At 33.1% G+C, this 17,197-nt stretch carries 16 protein-coding genes; 13 read left to right on the top strand and 3 right to left on the bottom strand.

All coding sequences use genetic code 11. The features are described 5' to 3' along the window. Positions 1-2 precede the first annotated feature (2 nt). From GQ45_RS05615 to GQ45_RS05570, 10 genes are all read left to right on the top strand, one after another. Entirely contained in the window at positions 3-818 is an 816-nt protein-coding gene (locus GQ45_RS05615; RefSeq protein WP_047415861.1) for a hypothetical protein, read from the top strand. 504 nt (positions 819-1,322) lie between these two features. Continuing rightward, positions 1,323-4,808 (top strand): T9SS type B sorting domain-containing protein, encoded by a 3,486-nt coding sequence (locus tag GQ45_RS05610; protein ID WP_047415859.1) that lies wholly within the window; start codon positions 1,323-1,325, stop codon positions 4,806-4,808. A gap of 41 nt (positions 4,809-4,849) precedes the next feature. Beyond that, on the top strand, positions 4,850-5,584 hold the full coding sequence (locus tag GQ45_RS05605) for a hypothetical protein (protein WP_047415857.1): 735 nt from the start codon (positions 4,850-4,852) through the stop codon (positions 5,582-5,584). A 1-nt stretch (position 5,585) separates the two neighbouring features. Beyond that, positions 5,586-6,278 (top strand): hypothetical protein, encoded by a 693-nt coding sequence (locus GQ45_RS05600; protein ID WP_047415856.1) that lies wholly within the window; start codon positions 5,586-5,588, stop codon positions 6,276-6,278. Between the two features lies 1 nt (position 6,279). After that, positions 6,280-6,744 (top strand): hypothetical protein, encoded by a 465-nt coding sequence (locus GQ45_RS05595; RefSeq protein WP_047415854.1) that lies wholly within the window; start codon positions 6,280-6,282, stop codon positions 6,742-6,744. Then, the gene (locus GQ45_RS05590) at positions 6,741-8,015 is read left to right on the top strand and encodes a hypothetical protein (RefSeq protein WP_047415852.1); all 1,275 of its coding nucleotides are present in this window, start codon (positions 6,741-6,743) and stop codon (positions 8,013-8,015) included. Before GQ45_RS05595 ends, GQ45_RS05590 begins: the two co-directional genes overlap by 4 nt. Further along, the gene (locus tag GQ45_RS05585) at positions 8,003-8,338 is read left to right on the top strand and encodes a hypothetical protein (RefSeq protein ID WP_047415851.1); all 336 of its coding nucleotides are present in this window, start codon (positions 8,003-8,005) and stop codon (positions 8,336-8,338) included. Before GQ45_RS05590 ends, GQ45_RS05585 begins: the two co-directional genes overlap by 13 nt. After that, a complete protein-coding gene (locus GQ45_RS05580) occupies positions 8,325-8,795 on the top strand; it encodes a hypothetical protein (RefSeq protein ID WP_047415850.1) in 471 nt (156 codons plus the stop codon). The genes GQ45_RS05585 and GQ45_RS05580 overlap by 14 nt, the downstream gene beginning before the upstream one ends. Further along, positions 8,795-9,928 (top strand): type II secretion system F family protein, encoded by a 1,134-nt coding sequence (locus tag GQ45_RS05575; protein WP_047415849.1) that lies wholly within the window; start codon positions 8,795-8,797, stop codon positions 9,926-9,928. Before GQ45_RS05580 ends, GQ45_RS05575 begins: the two co-directional genes overlap by 1 nt. A 702-nt stretch (positions 9,929-10,630) precedes the next feature. Further along, entirely contained in the window at positions 10,631-11,464 is an 834-nt protein-coding gene (locus GQ45_RS05570) for a hypothetical protein (protein WP_156125353.1), read from the top strand. Positions 11,465-11,833: 369 nt separating this feature from the next. Here the strand turns inward: GQ45_RS05570 and nudK are convergent, their stop codons facing one another. From nudK to GQ45_RS05555, 3 genes are all read right to left on the bottom strand, one after another. Further along, a complete protein-coding gene (gene nudK, locus GQ45_RS05565; protein WP_047415845.1) occupies positions 11,834-12,415 on the bottom strand; it encodes a GDP-mannose pyrophosphatase NudK in 582 nt (193 codons plus the stop codon). Continuing rightward, complete coding sequence (locus GQ45_RS05560) at positions 12,405-12,692, bottom strand: DUF4406 domain-containing protein (RefSeq protein WP_231555158.1); 288 nt, start codon at positions 12,690-12,692, stop codon at positions 12,405-12,407. Before GQ45_RS05560 ends, nudK begins: the two co-directional genes overlap by 11 nt. 137 nt (positions 12,693-12,829) lie before the next feature. Continuing rightward, on the bottom strand, positions 12,830-13,399 hold the full coding sequence (locus tag GQ45_RS05555; protein WP_047415841.1) for a Crp/Fnr family transcriptional regulator: 570 nt from the start codon (positions 13,397-13,399) through the stop codon (positions 12,830-12,832). 584 nt (positions 13,400-13,983) lie between these two features. Here GQ45_RS05555 and GQ45_RS18225 point away from each other — a divergent pair. The 3 genes from GQ45_RS18225 (at position 13,984) to GQ45_RS05545 (ending at position 16,050) form a co-directional block, all read left to right on the top strand. Then, complete coding sequence (locus GQ45_RS18225; RefSeq protein ID WP_231555157.1) at positions 13,984-14,532, top strand: IS110 family transposase; 549 nt, start codon at positions 13,984-13,986, stop codon at positions 14,530-14,532. Positions 14,533-14,823: 291 nt separating this feature from the next. Next, a complete protein-coding gene (locus tag GQ45_RS18220; RefSeq protein ID WP_231555156.1) occupies positions 14,824-15,363 on the top strand; it encodes a transposase in 540 nt (179 codons plus the stop codon). Positions 15,364-15,387: 24 nt separating this feature from the next. Beyond that, the gene (locus GQ45_RS05545) at positions 15,388-16,050 is read left to right on the top strand and encodes a hypothetical protein (protein WP_047415839.1); all 663 of its coding nucleotides are present in this window, start codon (positions 15,388-15,390) and stop codon (positions 16,048-16,050) included. Positions 16,051-17,197 lie beyond the last annotated feature (1,147 nt).

The raw sequence follows: 17,197 nt of genomic DNA, 5'->3' as shown, positions 1-17,197 counted from the left end.
TTATGAAAAACAGTTTTATTATATCTATGTGCATATTTTTATTTTCATGTGTTGAGAAAAAAAATGAAGTAAAAGAATTTTATAATGATGGAAATCTAAAAGCAATACATTATAAAAATAAGGAGCGGTTGGATTCCTCAATCTATTATACTTCACAAAAAAGAAATGTTATTTCTTTTAAGAAATATTATGACGATAAATTTATAAATAAAAAAATAATGTATCCAAATGGCATTGTTGAATCAGAGGGATTTATTGATATAGAAGATAACCGCGTTGGGGTATGGCATTTCTATGATAATAAAGGAGAGCTTATCTTTACACGAGATTTTTTAAATATTAGAGGAGCAGAATATTTAAACCAGTATTGGAAAGTTAAAGGAAAAGATACCATATTTGAACAAAGTAAATTTGTTGATTTTTTATTCAATAAAGATACTATCAATTTAAATGAGCCTTTAAGGTCGGCTGCATATTTAAGGTCAAGGTTATTTTCTTCAAATTCTGAATTTTATGTTTTATTATCTAAGGGTTACGAAAATAAATATGAAAAAGGATTTATTAATGAAGGTTTAATAGAGGTAGACACTTTTTTAAGTATAAAATCAGATACATTTAATCGGAAATTTTTCAACAAAAGATTAAATCAAAAATTTGTCGTCCCATTTGGAAAATGGTTTAAAACAAGTGGAGATAAAATTTTAAGAGGTATTGCTATTGAATATTATCCTGAAAAATTAGCTAATAGTAATTCAGTAATAAATAAAATTAGTAAAACATATTTTGAAAAGAAAATATATGTAAGAGATAGTTTGTAAGATAATATCTTCCAAGCATTAAATTTAATCAAAAAACCACCTTTAATGAGGTGGTTTTTTGTAGTGTCCCAAATGGGTGCTTTTGAAAATGGCTCAAAACTATATATTGATTATCAATAATTTAAATTAGAAGTAGGTCTCTTAATTAAGGCTTACTTCTGTTAATTGACCTCATTAAAGGTGATTAGATATTGTCAAATAATAATTCTAAATTCTTTCATGGGTCAAACGGGTTCTTGATTATTTTTACAGTTATGAACTGTAAAAAATGCAGCTCGTTACATTGTATAAAACGAGGAAAACGAAGAGGAAGACAGCTATATTACTGTAAAACTAGGTTTCTTAGTTTTCAAGATTTGTATGTATAGCCTAAAATGCTTTTAAATCGGTAATTATGCTTCAAAAATAGTATTTATAGAATTTGAGTTGTTTTATCGAAAATCATAAAATAAGGCACTTTTTTCTGTTAAATTTTAGTATTTTTCCTACGTATAAAGTCAACCTTTGAAAAAACTAACCATTTTCATTTTTCTATTGGCGTCCACTTTGGTTTTTAGCCAAAAAGAAGCGGCTATCTGGTATTTTGGTGAAAATGCAGGTTTAGATTTTAATAGTGGTACCCCTGTGGCATTAACCGATGGTGCTTTAAATACCATGGAAGGTTGTTCCACAATTTCAGACCCTGATGGCAATCTTCTATTTTATTCGGATGGTAGTACAGTATGGAATCGCAATCACCAAATAATGCTCAATGGTACAGGCTTATTAGGTAGTGATGATAGTACACAAACTGCAATGATTGTTCCTAAACCACAAGACCCAAATATTTATTACATTTTTACTGTGGATTTTGAATCTGGTAGCAACGGAATGAATTATTCTGAAGTAGATATAACATTGGATGGTGGATTGGGTGCTATTACGGCCTTAAAAAATATAAATTTATTGCCTTCCAGCACAGAAAAGGTTACAGCTGTTAAAAATGCAAATGGAGAAGATATTTGGGTGTTGGGGCATACTGTTGACACCAATGAATTCAAAGCCTTTTCAATTACAACTGCCGGTGTAAATTTAACTCCAGTAACAAGTCCAAGTATATTTTCGATTACAAGAATTAACCATAGAGCAGGTGCTATGAAAATTAATCCACAAGGTAATATAGGGGTTATAGCCTATACTGGTTTTTTTGGAGCAGGCTTTGTTTTTGATTTTGATACTACTACAGGAGTGGTAAGTAATATGGTTCAGGTATCCGATAGTTGGTACTTATATGGAGTAGAATTTTCACCATCAGGTAAGATTTTATACCTATCAGAAACAGAAAGTTTTGTAGAAATACAAAATATGTATCAATACAATTTGGAGGCAGCAGATATTGCTGCATCAGAAACTATTATTGGTAATGGTGCTTATATCGGTTATACCTTACAACTTGCTATAGATGGTAAAATTTATGGACTGGTGTCAGGCACACCATTCTTGTTTAGTATTGAAAACCCTAATGTGTTGGGGGTAGGCTGTAATTTTATTTACAATTCCGTCGATTTGAATGGTCGTATCGGTATGGCAGGTTTACCACCGTTTATTCAATCTTTTTTTAGAATTGATGACATTACCGCTGAAAATACTTGTTTAGGTGATACGACAGCATTTACCTTAAATGACACGGTCGACTCTGTAGTTTGGGATTTTGGTGAACCGATTTCAGGTGCAAATAATACGTCAACAGCCTTAACACCAAACCATGTTTATGCTACAGCAGGCAATTACACGGTTACAGTAACAGCAACAGTTGGCGTAGAAATCGCTACAAAGTCTTTAGAGCTCACCATTTATGAAAATCCTATAGCTAACCCGATCGCAACTATAAATATGTGTACATCAGCACTTAAATACGAACTAGATTTATCCTCCAAAAATTCAGAAATTTTAGGATTGCAAAATGCTGGTATTTTTAGTGTATCGTACCACAACGCGCTTTTAGATGCCGAAAATGGCTTAAATGAATTACCAAACGAATATGCTCGAACTAGTGATGGAACTACAACAATAGTATATGCACGAATTTACAATAGAAATAATCCAGAATGCTATGCCACCACAAGTTTTGATATCACAGTAAAAAAAGCCCCAGAAGCAACTACAACAGTACCAAATTGGACCGTCTGCGATGATGATACGGATGGTTTTTATGATTTTGATTTAAGTACTAAAAGTACTGAAATACTAAACAATCAAGATGCTTCTGTTTTTAGCATCAGTTATTACCGAAATCCAGCAGATGCAGATACTAGAAATAATGCTATTGTCGGTCTATTTACGAATACAAACCCAACAGAAGATATTTTTTACCGCATTGAAAACTCAGCCTACAATGAATGTTACCAAACAGGAAGTTTTATAGTAGAAGTCATTTTAGGAGTTACCGCAAATACGATTGCTGATAGTGCTGTTTGTGATGATAACAATGATGGAATTTCAAACTTTAACCTTTCTCTAAATGATGCTACTGTTTTAGGCAGTCAAAGTTCAACAAGCTTCACGGTAAGTTACCACAATTCCCAAGGCGATGCGGATGTAGGTCAAAACGCCTTAAACAACACTGATTATAACAATACCACTGCCTACAATGAAACTATCTATGTACGTGTGGCAAATAATGCGAGTTCAGGCTGCTACGCAACGACTACTTTTCAACTATCAATAAATGACTCGCCTGTACTTCAAACAGTAACTAATTGGCAAATTTGCGATAATGATAATGACGGGATTACAAGTTTTGATTTTAGCGAAAAAGATGTTGAAATTCTAGGCAATCAATCCAACTTAGATTTTACAGTGTCTTATTACACAAGTCAAACTGAGGCCGATACCAATACTAACCCTATTGTGGGACTATGGAACAATACCATAAGAACACAAGAGGTGTTTTACAGGGTACAAAGTAACTCAAACACGGCTTGCGTTGTCACTAGTAGTTTTCAAGTACAAGTTTTTAATACGCCCATTACGAGCATGGTTACAAATATTGTCGCTTGCAACGTTAATCAAACAGGACAAGATTCTTTTGATCTATCGCGAAAAGATACTGAAGTTTTAGGACTACAAAACTCTAATGAATTTAATGTGCGCTATTTTACGAGCGAAGCAAATGCGATAGCCAATCAAAACCCTATCAACAAAACAAGCTACACCAACCAACAAACAACAGAAACGATATATGCTAGAATTAGCAATAGCAGTTTAGAAAGCTGTTATGCCATTACTTATTTTCAATTGATCCTCAATAGTTTGCCAAAAATAGACTTAGAAGAAACCTATGTCATTTGTCCCGATAGTCCAAATTTAGAAATTGATGGAGGCGATTTTGAAAGTTATTCGTGGAAAAACAATCAAAATATAGAACTTAGTACCGAAAGAAACTTCAGCGTTTCAAGTTTAGGAAACTATGAACTTACTGTGACCGAAACGAATAACGGCATAACTTGTGAAAACACCACGAATTTTGAAGTAGTTTCCTCAGGAGCACCAGAAACCATAAGTTTCGACACCAATGGATTTTCTGATAAAATACAAATAGTAATAAATGCAGAAGGAATAGGCGATTTTGAATATTCCATTGATGGGATTACCTATCAAAATACAAATGAATTTGAGGTTTTTCCCGGTAATTATACAATTTATGTGAGAGACCCTTTTGAATGTAGAACACTATCAGAAACTATATTCGTTTTAGGCTATCAAAAGTTCTTCACACCCAACGGAGACGGCACTAACGATTTCTGGAATATTATCGGCGGTAATGAATATCCTGACTCTGTAGTGAGTATTTACGACCGCTATGGAAAGTTAGTAAAACAAATACCGTTAAATAGTCAAGGCTGGGATGGGATGTATAACGGCCAAGCCTTACCTGCATCTGATTATTGGTTTAGCTTTACGTATGATAATGGTAAAACTGAAAAAGGGCATTTTTCGTTGAAGCGGTAATATTTTTAAAGTAAATTTATATGTTGTTAGTGATAAATAATATGAAACATTTTTTTTTAATTTTAGTATTAGGTTTATTTATTTTAAGTTTAAATTCTTGTTCAAGCTACAAAAACAAACTACAAACTGCGGCAATTACTTTTCCTGAATTAGGGAGTTTTGTGAAGATAAAAGGTGATTTTTGGTATCAGTCACAAGCGCAAATCGGAATTCTAAATTATGAACAACCGCTTTTGGTTTCTGCTAAAGCGATGCCATTTAATAAAGCGAGCTACAATAAATACACTAATTATTTAAAAAATGCAAACCGAATAAATAGTGTTTCGTATACAGATTCGATGCCCTTTAAACCAAAATACATTCGCCTAGAACTCTTAGATAAAATTGAGTTAACGGATCTTTTAAATAATGATATTAATAATGGGGTGCGTTCCTATCTAGAAAATGATAGAGATTACAAGCTGGTAACGAGTATCGATATAACCATAACTGATAAATTGCGATCTACATTGATGCAGGCAGAAACCATACTATTACAAAAAGATGCTAGAAATAAATTAACAGTATTCACAGTAAACAACAACCAAAAAATTGAAATAGATTTTTCGCACTTTGAAGTTTTTGAGTATAGTTATGTTTCTTTCTGTTGGGGGGCGGATAGGTATCATAATAAGATTATTAAAGCCTTGGTGCAAAAAAACGAAGCTTGCCCTAGGGATACTTATACTAAAGCATCTAAAATAAAATCAAAAACCAAATCTTATTTAAAATTATAGTATGAATGTAAAACAGTACATAACGCTATTGCCTTTTAGTTTATTTCTATTTTCTTGTGATGATATTTTAGAGGTGGATGATATTTCAGCAGCCGAAGTTCAAATTTTAGCACCTAAAGACGGCACTATTATAGCTTCTAATACGGTAAGTTTTAATTGGGATGAATTGAATAGTGCAGAAGCTTATCGCATTCAAATAGCGCAACCAAATTTTGAGAATGCGGTACAAATTTTAATGGATAGTACGGTGATACAAGACACCTTAGGCAGGGTAATTACGAGTATTGAAAAAAGATTGTTAAATGGTGTGTACCAATGGCGTATAAAGGCAATTAATTCGGGCTATGAAACTCCTTATGTTAGTTTTGGTTTTGAAATAGATGGTGATGTAAATGCGGATATTATTCCACCAAATAACCCAGTTTTGGCAGCTCCAGCAAATGGATCAACTGAGCCTGAGACGTTGGTTAATTTCTCATGGACTCGTGAAAATATTGCAGGAACAGCAGAACGCGATAGTATTTTTATCTACCAAACGGAGGATTTACAAACCCTAGAATCTAAAAACATAGGAACAGATAAAACGTTTACAGCTACCCTTACCTCAGGTGAAACTTATTATTGGCGTGTAAAAGCTTATGATGCTTTTAATGAAAGTAATTTTTCTAACGTTTTTAGTGTAACCATCAACTAAAGTGCAAAAGAATACAAAAACATATCTTTTACTCGCCCTAGTACTTATAGTTTGGGGATTAATCGGCTATAAAATAATCAATTGGATGCCTGATAAAGTAAAAGAAGTGCCATCGTCTAGGCCCCTATCCTTTAAACCTAAAAAAATCCAAGAGCGTGATAAGTTTAGTATTGTTGCTGATTATCGAGATCCGTTTTTAGAAACGGCTATGAAAACTGAAACTAAACCCAAGAAAACAAACACAAATAAAACAGTTGTCACTCAGCCGACTATTGATATTAAATATTCAGGTTTTATTACCGACGGCAATAGCCAACAGAAAATATTTTTTGTAACTATCAACGGACAGCAGCACATGATGAAACTAAAAGATAAGATTGCTGACGTAACGCTGATTTCTGGTTCTACAGAAACTATTAAAGTAAGCTACCAAAACAAACGAATCACTTTATCCCTTGAAAAGTGAAATGGAACCTGAAACTTAAAGCTGGTGCCCTACAGTTTGTACTCTTTATAGGGGTTGTTATCGCTATTTTATTATTGACTTTCGTGACGCTAAGTTATACCCATTCCTTTTTTGGTAAAAAAACAGACTTGTTGATACAAACCATCAAAAAAACAGATTTAGGGTTGGCTTATGCCATGCAGCAAGATTTAGTCTTAAATGATACACTTCCTTTAAAACTTGGTATTGATGATCCTATAGAAACTAAGGTTATTAAAAATTACTGGGGCATTTTTGAAAAATATACGGTGGTCGCTTCATTTCAAAAAAGTAAGTTCACTAAAACTGCACTCGTAGGCGCTGAATATTTAAAAGATTCACCAGCACTTTATCTAAAAGATATAAATCGACCTATGGTCATTGCGGGAAACACAAAAATTGTCGGGGATGCTTTCTTACCCAAACAAGGGATAAGAACGGGAAACATTTCTGGAAATTCTTATTTTCAAAAACAGTTATTATACGGGCAGCAAAAAATAAGTATAAGTGAACTTCCAAAACTAGATGCTAAATTACAGGAGAATTTAAATAAGCTTACATCTAGTCAATCTTACGGAGTAGGTGAGGCTATTTCATTACCGAACGGAACTGAATTTGCGCTAAGCTTTCATCAAGAAACCCAATTTGTTTATGGTGATGTGATATCCCTTTCAAACCTAAAATTAACAGGAAATATTATCATTAATGCTAGTCGAAAGATTATTGTCCAGGAGTCTGCAATTTTACAAGATGTTATACTTATAGCCCCTGAAATAATTATTAAAGACAAAGTTCTCGGTACTTTTCAAGCCATAGCTTCAAAAACTATCGAAGTCGGAAAAAATTGTCAGTTAAACTATCCCTCTGCCTTGGTAGTGAATAGTAAAAATGAAAGCCAAGGAGCAAATCCAAATCAACAAAATGCTAATATTAGTATCGAACAAAATACGACGGTTTCAGGTGTCGTTTTATATTTAGGAAGCGCTACCGATCAACAATTTTATCCTCAGATTAAAATCGATGATATGGTGACCATTATAGGAGAGTTATATTGTGAAGAGGCCTTAGAACTAAAAGGAGAAGTGTTAGGCAGTGTTACCACAGCAATGTTTATGGCCTTGGAAAATGGGAGTATATATAAAAATCATTTGTACAACGGACAGATAAATGCTCCATTGCTATCCAATGAGTATGTAGGATTATTATATGACGAAAATAGGAATAAAAAGAAAGTAAGTAAATGGCTGTATTAAAAAAAATAAAAGCCTCCACTTTAATGGAAACTATGGTCGCTACTGTGTTGATTGTAGTGGTTTTTATGATGGCAAGTTTACTTTTAAATACAATTTTTACTACTTACATTAACGGGAATACCCAGCCAATAACAGAAAAGTTGCAAGAGCTAGAATACGAGTACTATAAAGAAAAAATTATAATACCCTATTCAGAGGAATGGAATGATTGGGAGATACAAATGTCCTCTGTTTCTCCTAAACAGGTTGGCTCTGTTAAGCTAGAGGCAACAAATAACAAATCTAAAAAAACGGTATCGTCCTATATTTATGAAATTGAATAGTTTAAAGCGCATTAAAGCATTTACTTTGAGTGAAATGATTGTGGTATTAGTGATTACCATAATCGTTATCGGTCTTGCTTTTAGTGTTTTAAACCTAGTTCAGAAACAAATGAGTGGCATTCAACAAAACTATGAACAGGGAACAGAAGTGAACCTTTTGAGACAAGCACTTTGGGTAGATTTTAGATCCTATTCTACGATAAATTATAACGCTAAAAGTGATATTTTAAGTTTTGAAAATGAAGTAGGAGTAATGGAATATCAATTTGATGAAACTACTGTTATACGTGATTTAGATACTTTGAAAATTACGATTACTGATAAAATGTTTTATTTTGACGGTAATGAAGTTTCAGTGGGAGAAATTGATGCTATCAAAATTTTGACAAAAAAAGAAGAAGGTGCTAAAGTAATTTTTGTGTATAAGAATAATACGGCTCAAACATATTTGAAATAATGGGTTTTAAACTAGAAAACACAAAGACTGTTAAACGACCTTCTGGAAAAAGTAAGGACATTAATACCCTGTTGCAAAAGGAACTTACCTTTTTCGGGAAATCCTTCTCCAATAAAAAAAAGGAAGATTTTTATACTGAAATTAGTGTACTCTTAAAGGCAGGAATTAACTTAAAAGAAGCCTTATTACTTATTGAGGAAAATCAGAAAAAGGATAAGTTAAAAACATTTTTTCACGAAATGGGTGATCTTTTGGTGTCAGGTATGAGTTTTTCTGAAATTATTCATTCTAAAAAGGAATTTACCGAGTACGAATATTATTCGCTAAAAATTGGAGAAGAAACGGGAACAATGTCCAAAATAAGCGAAGAGCTCGGTAGTTTTTTTGCTAGGAAAAATGAACAACGCAGAAACTTGATTAGCGCACTTACCTATCCAATAATTATTCTAGTTACTGCCGTTTTAGTCGTTATTTTTATGTTGCGTTTGGTAGTCCCCATGTTTCAAGATATTTTTAAACAAAATAATGTGGAATTGCCTGGTATTACGAAATTTATAGTAAGTCTTTCAGATTTTATTGGAAATTATGGTTGGTGGGTTGTTGCATTTTTATTGATAATTATAATTTTCAGGAAACTACTCACCAAAAATGAAAATTTCAAAAAGCATAGAGATTATGGATATTTAAAAATTCCATTTGTCGGAGATTTTATAAAATCCGTTTATTTGTCGCAATTCACCCAAGCGGTTACTTTGTTAACCTCTTCAAAAGTTCCTATTTTGAATAGTATAGAATTAGTAAGTAAAATGATTGATTTTTATCCTTTAAAAGACGCTTTAAAATCGGTTGAAGAAAAAATAGTAAAGGGCTATAGTTTAAGTGATAGTCTAAAAGGAAACAAAATATTTGATCATCGAATGATTTCTTTGGTTAAGGTAGCGGAAGAAACCAACCAAACAGAATTCATTTTTAATCGGTTAAATCTACAATATGGTATTGAGGTTCAGCAAAAATCAAAACTGATGTCAACCTTAATGGAACCATTAATCATACTTTTTGTCGGGATTGTAGTTGGCGTTATTTTAATTGCTATGTATTTGCCTATGTTTAAGTTGGGTAGTGTTTTAGGGTAGATTTAAAATAATTTTAGTAAGGCCTTGAGGCTATTACTATGTGGAGAATTCCCCGATGGGAAGTTAAGAATTAAAGAAACTCTCAAACAATTAAATGATCCCTAAAAAAAGTATGTTTACAAAACTAAGGGGAAAAGCAAGAGGATAACACGCTAAAGCGATGTTATGTTTTTATTATCCTTCGGAAGCCCTTTGTTTATTGATTTATATTTATATTGGATTTTTTGGAAATTTTCATTTTTCAAGGAAATAAACGCTCAGCTGAACAAACCCAATGTGTTTTTCACGGAAAAATGAAATTATATTAGTTATTCAAAATAGATTACATCTACATTATACAAAATTCATATATAGTTGGTGAGGATTAGACATAAATAATTTAGGCTATTTTTTACTAAAAATAGACAACTCAATGTTTTGAATTTTCAGCCTATACTTATGATAAAATATTTTAAACATTAGAAACTTACATAAGTCTATGCTCAAAATTATAGTCTTAAAGTTTACAAATAAATCTAAAGGTAAATTCATATATTTGGAAGATAGACTATTTCCGAAACCTAAATTTTAAATAATTGGAACACAGTATTAATAATTAAAGTTTTAATACGTTTATCCCGAAACATAAACCTGTATTAAATATATTATATACAGATATATCGAGTTGTAAACAATTATCTCATTAAGATACATATGGCCAAAATGAAAAAATGTAGAATTAAAGTAGATAATAAGAAATGTAAAGAGAAAATTTTTATATTATTATTCTGCAAATCCCATTGGAAATCAATTTCTACATCCACATATGCAAAAACAGTTTATATTATTGGTATAGCACTATTATTTTGGGAAGCTTATGACAGATATAATAGCGTGTTTTCAGACCCTATAATAGAAGTGAATTCTACTTTACCATGGGAATGTAACCCAGATAGGAATCAAAGAGGGATTTTGTTAAGTTCCGCAAATTCCAACAAGAAAGATTCAATACACTTTATATTAGGACCTTCTTCAAGAAAAAACGACTCAACTTTTTTTGGACTTAATTGGAAAGGATCTATCTCAGTATTAAAACAAAGGATGTGCTTTTTTCCTAAGGGACTTGAAAATCACTTACCAACTGATTGTAATCTACAAGTTAAAGTTGATTCATTAACCAATCGAATATTATTTACAGGGATATTAAAAAATAGTAAGGGAGAAGCTTCGCTAATTATGGAAGATAGTCAGTTTGTTTTGAATAACGATTGTCTTTTCACATGGAATCAAGATGATAGAGGTTTTGAAATTCTCGATTCATATAATCGTGTGATATTCTCAATTAATTATGTTTTACCCAATGAAATATGGCTTAGAGGAATTTTATTCGATAACACTATTGGAAAAAAATCGATAATTACTGGGCAAATGTTGTCGAAACAACCAATAGAAAATAACTCACATCTTATTGATTCTATTGAAAAACTAATTGTGCCTTTGTTTGTTTATACTGGTGAAGGTTGGGTTGGTAAAAGAAATCCAAACTTTTTAAAATAGCAGAAGATTATTATTAATTTGAATTTTTGATATAAAAAGTTGATCAGGAATTAAATAAAACCAAAAATAGAATAAGAGTAATATTCTAAAAACTGTTTACAACAAAACCTATGAGTAATGCGGGTTTTGGTGTTTAAACCAATGGTTTGTGTATATTTATGTGTGTGCAAAATCTTTAGGGTTTTGCTCTGATGAAAAAAAATAAAACAAAACCAAAAGACTTTCCTAAGTACATGCCCGGAAGGCAAACGCCTATTTACTCCCATATTGTTCTTAGGTAAGTCGTTATCTTCAATCGCTCAAAAAAAAATTATAAATTAGAGGAATTTTGAGCAGATTTGCGAATGGACTTATTTTGAACATGTTACTTTATAGTATACCTCTTAGTTGTATATATTGTAATAGCATTATTGTTTTTCCATCTTTAATTTCCCCGTTTTCGATCATTTTAGCCGCTTCGTCAATTTTCAGTTCTAAAACCTCAATTTCCTCTTGTTCACCTTCTGCTCCACCACCTTCCGAGACTTTCATGGAGTCCTTATACTCTGCAATAAAAAAATAAACAATTTCAGTTACAGAGCCAGGAGACATATATGCTTCAAATACCTTTTGCACGGAAGAAATTTCATATCCCGTTTCTTCTTGTGTTTCCCTTTTAATACATTCTGTTGCATTTTCCTTACTCAAAAGTCCAGCACAAGTTTCGATTAGCATTCCCGTTTTATTGCCATTTACATAAGTTGGCATTCGAAACTGTCTTGTAAGTATTACAGTTGACCGTTCTTTATTATAAAGAAGTATAGTTGAACCATTTCCTCTATCATAAGTTTCTCTGCTTTGTGTTTCCCAACTTCCATCCCTTTTTAAATAATCGAAAGTGACTTTTCTCAAAGTATACCAATTATCAGAAAGTACCTCGGTCTTTAGATTCCGAACTTTACTATTCTGCATCTGGAATTTTATTTACGTCATAGTAAATTTTTAAGCCCAACTCTTTTCCTATTTTGACATCTTGGTCAGCTCCTTTTGATTCACCTTCGATTCTCAAAATTGCATCACATTTAGTCAATAACCTGTGTGCTGTGGGGTATTGAATTTCAGTAAATATTTCATCTCCGACCTCCTTTGAACCCGCTAACTCAATCAATGGATTTGCCACCCATTCACCAATCATAGGAATATGACCTTTCCGAAAAATCGGCAGTGCAACGGACTCTAATCTGTCCATATTTTTTTTGATAAGTTCCAGATCATTATTTGTTCCGCTTCGGTAAGGACCCGCGATTAAAATCATCATCATAATTTAAGTTTTTGTAAAGAACGTAAATAACAACAACCTAAAAATTAAGATAGTTTAAGACAAGCTCATTTCTTTTTGACAGCGCTTAAAAATTCAGGTGTAACTCCAAGATAAGATGCAATTTGCTTTTGGGTTACTTTTTGGACTATTTGAGGGTATTTTTCAACGAATCTTGTGTATTGTTGTTCTGTAGTAAAAGAGATTTTATCTAAAACTCTAAGTTGTTCTCTAATATAAGCGTTTTGAAAAATAATTCTAAAAAATCTCTCGAATTTTGGTAACCGCTTATATAGTTCTTCTAGCGTAGAAAAATCAAATTCTATTAACCGACTGACTTCTAATGTTTCTATTGATAACAAGGCGGGTTTTTGATTTATAAAAGAGTTCATATCAGTAATCCACCAATCTTGAACTGCAAACATAATAGTGGATTCCCTACCTTCTTCGTTGACGTTAAATGCCCTTAAACTTCCAAATTCGACAAAATATAATTTCCTGCTTATAGAACCTTGCTCCAGTACTATTTCTTTTTTAGCTATATCTTTTTCTACTACTAAAGAAATGAAGAGTTGCCTTTCAGAATCACTTAACGAAATATGTTTCTGAATATTCTTAAAAATTTGATACTCGGGCATGGACTAAACAAGGTTAATGAATTAATTTGAGTAAATTTAATAATTATCGAAGGAAATGGTTATTCTAAGGAAAGGATTTGTAAATAGGCTTACCCAGATGCTGACAAAAGAAAATAACCATGGCTTTAGAAAATAGAGCGGCAAGTGTAAAATACATAGTATTTAGGGTGTTTGTAAAGTCCGCCATATCTTTTGATTTTGCTTTTAGAGAAAAAATTTAAACAAAACGCAAAAGGTTTAGCTTTTGCTGAATCGAAAAGTTAGCGCATTTTTAAACGCTACCTTTCATAAACGTAGCGTTACCACACATTCCCCACACAAAAAATTTCTATTAATTTCTTGAGCTAACGGTAAGAACTCCCGAACTTTATATCGATCCTATGTAAGGCCGATTTTCAAACTGGTGCATAATAGCCCGGGACACATTCTGGTTGAAGTGTAAAAGCCCCTGAAGTAGTAATTCAAGGGCTTGTTGATAATTTCAGTGGTGGTCCAAAATAGTGGAACACCGTTCAGCATAATTTTATATATCAAAGTTACATTTCCTTAGGGTCATTTTTTACTAATCCACAAACTTTTTTATCATGGAAAGAAAAATGAAGCTCGGAATGGACGTTGTTAATTTCAATGCCTCCGGAATCGATGTGGGCAGTCGCTCACACTATGTGGCTATTGGTCAAGAACTCGAGGATGTCAGGGAGTTCGGGGTCTACGCCGAAAATCTGACCGAACTTTGCCAGTGGCTCCTGGACTCTGGCGTAACCACAGTGGCGATGGAGTCCACGGGTGACTATTGGCAAAACCTGTATGTCGAGCTTATCTCTTTTGGTTTTGAAGTGGTACTTGCCAATGGAAAGTTCACCAAAAATGCCAAAGGCAAAAAAACAGATGTAAAGGACTGTCGATGGATACAGAAACTACACACTCTTGGACTGCTCACAGGCAGTTTCCTGCCCGACAATACAACAGAGCAGCTAAGAACATTCTGCCGGCAAAGGGGAAACTGGATAGACCTGGCGGCATCAACAACACACAAAATGCAGAAGTACCTAAAGCTACTGAACTTTAGATTGGACGTCGTGGTCAAGGATGTGTGCGGACTTACAGGAATGAAGATCATTGAGGACATCTGAAAGGGCAATCTAGACCCCAAAAGCCTGGCCGATCACAGACACTACAATTGCAGGAAACCAATAGAGGAAATTGCCAGGGCCCTGCACGGCAACAACCGTACTGACTATCTTTTTGGGCTGCAGCAAGAGTTTGAGTGCTATAAATTCTTTCAAAAAAAGATAGCGGACTGCGACAAAAGAATCGAACACTTTTTAAAGCATGAGTTAAAACAGCATCCAGAAAGGAACAAAATAAAAACAACTGAAAAGCCCCATAAAAGAATCAACAAAAATGCACCGCAAATCAAGGACATGAACCAAATTGCCTTCCGTTATTTTGATGGAGTCGATCTCTTCGCCATAGAAGGCTTGAGTCATTCGACTGTACTGACGATAATGAGCGAGATAGGTCCCGATGGGTTCTATAAGTTCGGATCATCAAAGCAGTTTACTTCTTGGTTAAGGCTCGCACCAAACAATAAAATATCAGGTGGAAAAATACTAAGCAATAGAATACCCAAGGGAAGCAATCGATTGAAAATTGCCTTGCGTCAGGCAGCAAATGCCATTGGCAACCTAAAGGACACCCACCTTTCAGACTTTTTCCGAAGAGTCGCATATCGAAAGGGAAGACATTCAGCCGTCAGCGCGACAGCAAGAAAACTTGCTGTGATTATATGGAACATGGTCACAAAAAAAGTCGAATATCAACCTCCAAAACAATACCTGTTCCTGGATCAAAAAAGAAAACTTGGGCTCATGAACCGTATTAAAAAACAAATCGATAAATTTGAATTAAAACCCGAAGATCTCGGATTTAAAAATAACTTGATTACCAATGATTTAACTTGACGTTAGTCAGAATTTGAAAAAACAATGATTGAACAATTAATCCAAAGAACAAATACTACAAAATTCTATCAAAATGGACATTTACATTTGACTGAATTAAAAGGTCAGATTGGTCAATATAAAACAATGGAATTCAATTTTGTAGTTGAAGAGCAAGACGATTTCGGAAAAATGCATAATGTTGAGCATTGGAGATTAATTGCTCACAAAACAATAGATTTTAACAGGATTTACGCTGACTTGTATCTTCCATACATTAAACTGAAAATTTTAACTGACCATCCACTACTTTGGACTTATCATAAAGCGAAATTGGAATGTAAATTGATAAAATATCCAGAAAATCCGAGTGAATTTATGGGTGACTTATTCTTTGAATATGAAAAAGTTGCTGGAAATTGGATTCCAATTCACAAGAATTTTTGGGCTCTGAATGAGAATTATAAACAAAACGGAAAGCGGAATGTATCAATACCAAAACCTTTAAAAGAATCGATTGAAAAAGTATGTAAAAAACACGGAATAGATTTTAAAGTAAAAAAGGAAACGGATGGATATGATAAAGGTTATGCGAATAGACCGAATGCTAAACTTCTGATTTTTGGAAATGAAGATGTTAGTCCAAACGATTTTAGTTTAGGTCAACCATACATTATTGCAGATGAATTTATAGCAAGTCGGAAATAAAAACGTTTGGTAACAAAGAACTAAGAGTCATTAAAATGCAATTCAATCAAACTTTAACTCATATTTTTTAACAACTCACAAAGCATTTTTAGCTTAACAACCCTTTTGTGAAAATCGCAACAACCATCCTAGTCCTCACCCTTATTTCCTTACATTTCATTTCAGAAAATAAGGCTTCGTCCAAAGGTCTTGAACACAAGCCAAAAAGTAATTTGATTATTATATGTTTTTACTAGAGATTACTTTTTGACTTACGTTCGCTTGACCAACTTTTTAGTTTTGGATTCCGATCTTAACTTCAAACGATTTCTTAGATTGATTCTTTTGACACCTTCCCTTTTTGATTTTAAACCTATAGGATTTTAAATTAGTGGGCGCATAAAACGCTACGCTATTTATAGCCCTTTGCTAATTTTAAATCCTAGGTTATATCTAACCATCAAAAAGGGAAGGCGATAGGCTCTGAAAGAAGTAAATGGAATCAAGGAGGAATCCTTTTTCAATTTATCTTATTTTCTGCTTTTTTTTTAACTTTAAAAAAGGAAAGTACTCAGGGTAAAAAAAGTAAATGATTCAATTCTTAGCTTCATTTATTTGCGGTCTGGTATCTTTGGCATGTTTTTTATTCCAAACCGATAGTCATTAAAATTATGTGCTGGTGAAGAAAAAAAAGAATTTATAATTATTTTTTTAAGGAGCTCTAAAGTACTATCTAAAGGTTATTCATGTACAGGTAAGATAGATGGCACAAACGCCTATAGCTTGGCCTTATTCGAGCCATCCATTGATTTTTTTGCTTACCTTTAATAAGGATCAGGCTCTTGGGTGGAACGGACTTCGCAACGAAGCTTTTTTTTTGTTGCTCTTTTCGAAAGCACTTAAGTTTTGTCGGCGTATTTTTGAACGGATGCCCAGACTTTTTTACACAATGGTGCTATTGTTGATTTCTTATCCATATCTTGCCTTCTAATACCAATTCGTATCAACATAATTTTTTGATGACAAAATGATGACAAAACGATGACGCCTTAAGTCCTTATTTTTACTAGTCTTAACACTATATATCATCATTTCATCAAAAAAAAGTATAATTAGTAAGGTGTTTTTTTCTTTTTCATCAGCATCTCTTTCAAGAATTGTCCAAAAT

Origin of the sequence: Cellulophaga sp. Hel_I_12 (genome assembly GCF_000799565.1) — a bacterium.
Classification (GTDB): domain Bacteria; phylum Bacteroidota; class Bacteroidia; order Flavobacteriales; family Flavobacteriaceae; genus Cellulophaga.
This window is presented reverse-complemented; position numbering and strand designations above follow the sequence as displayed.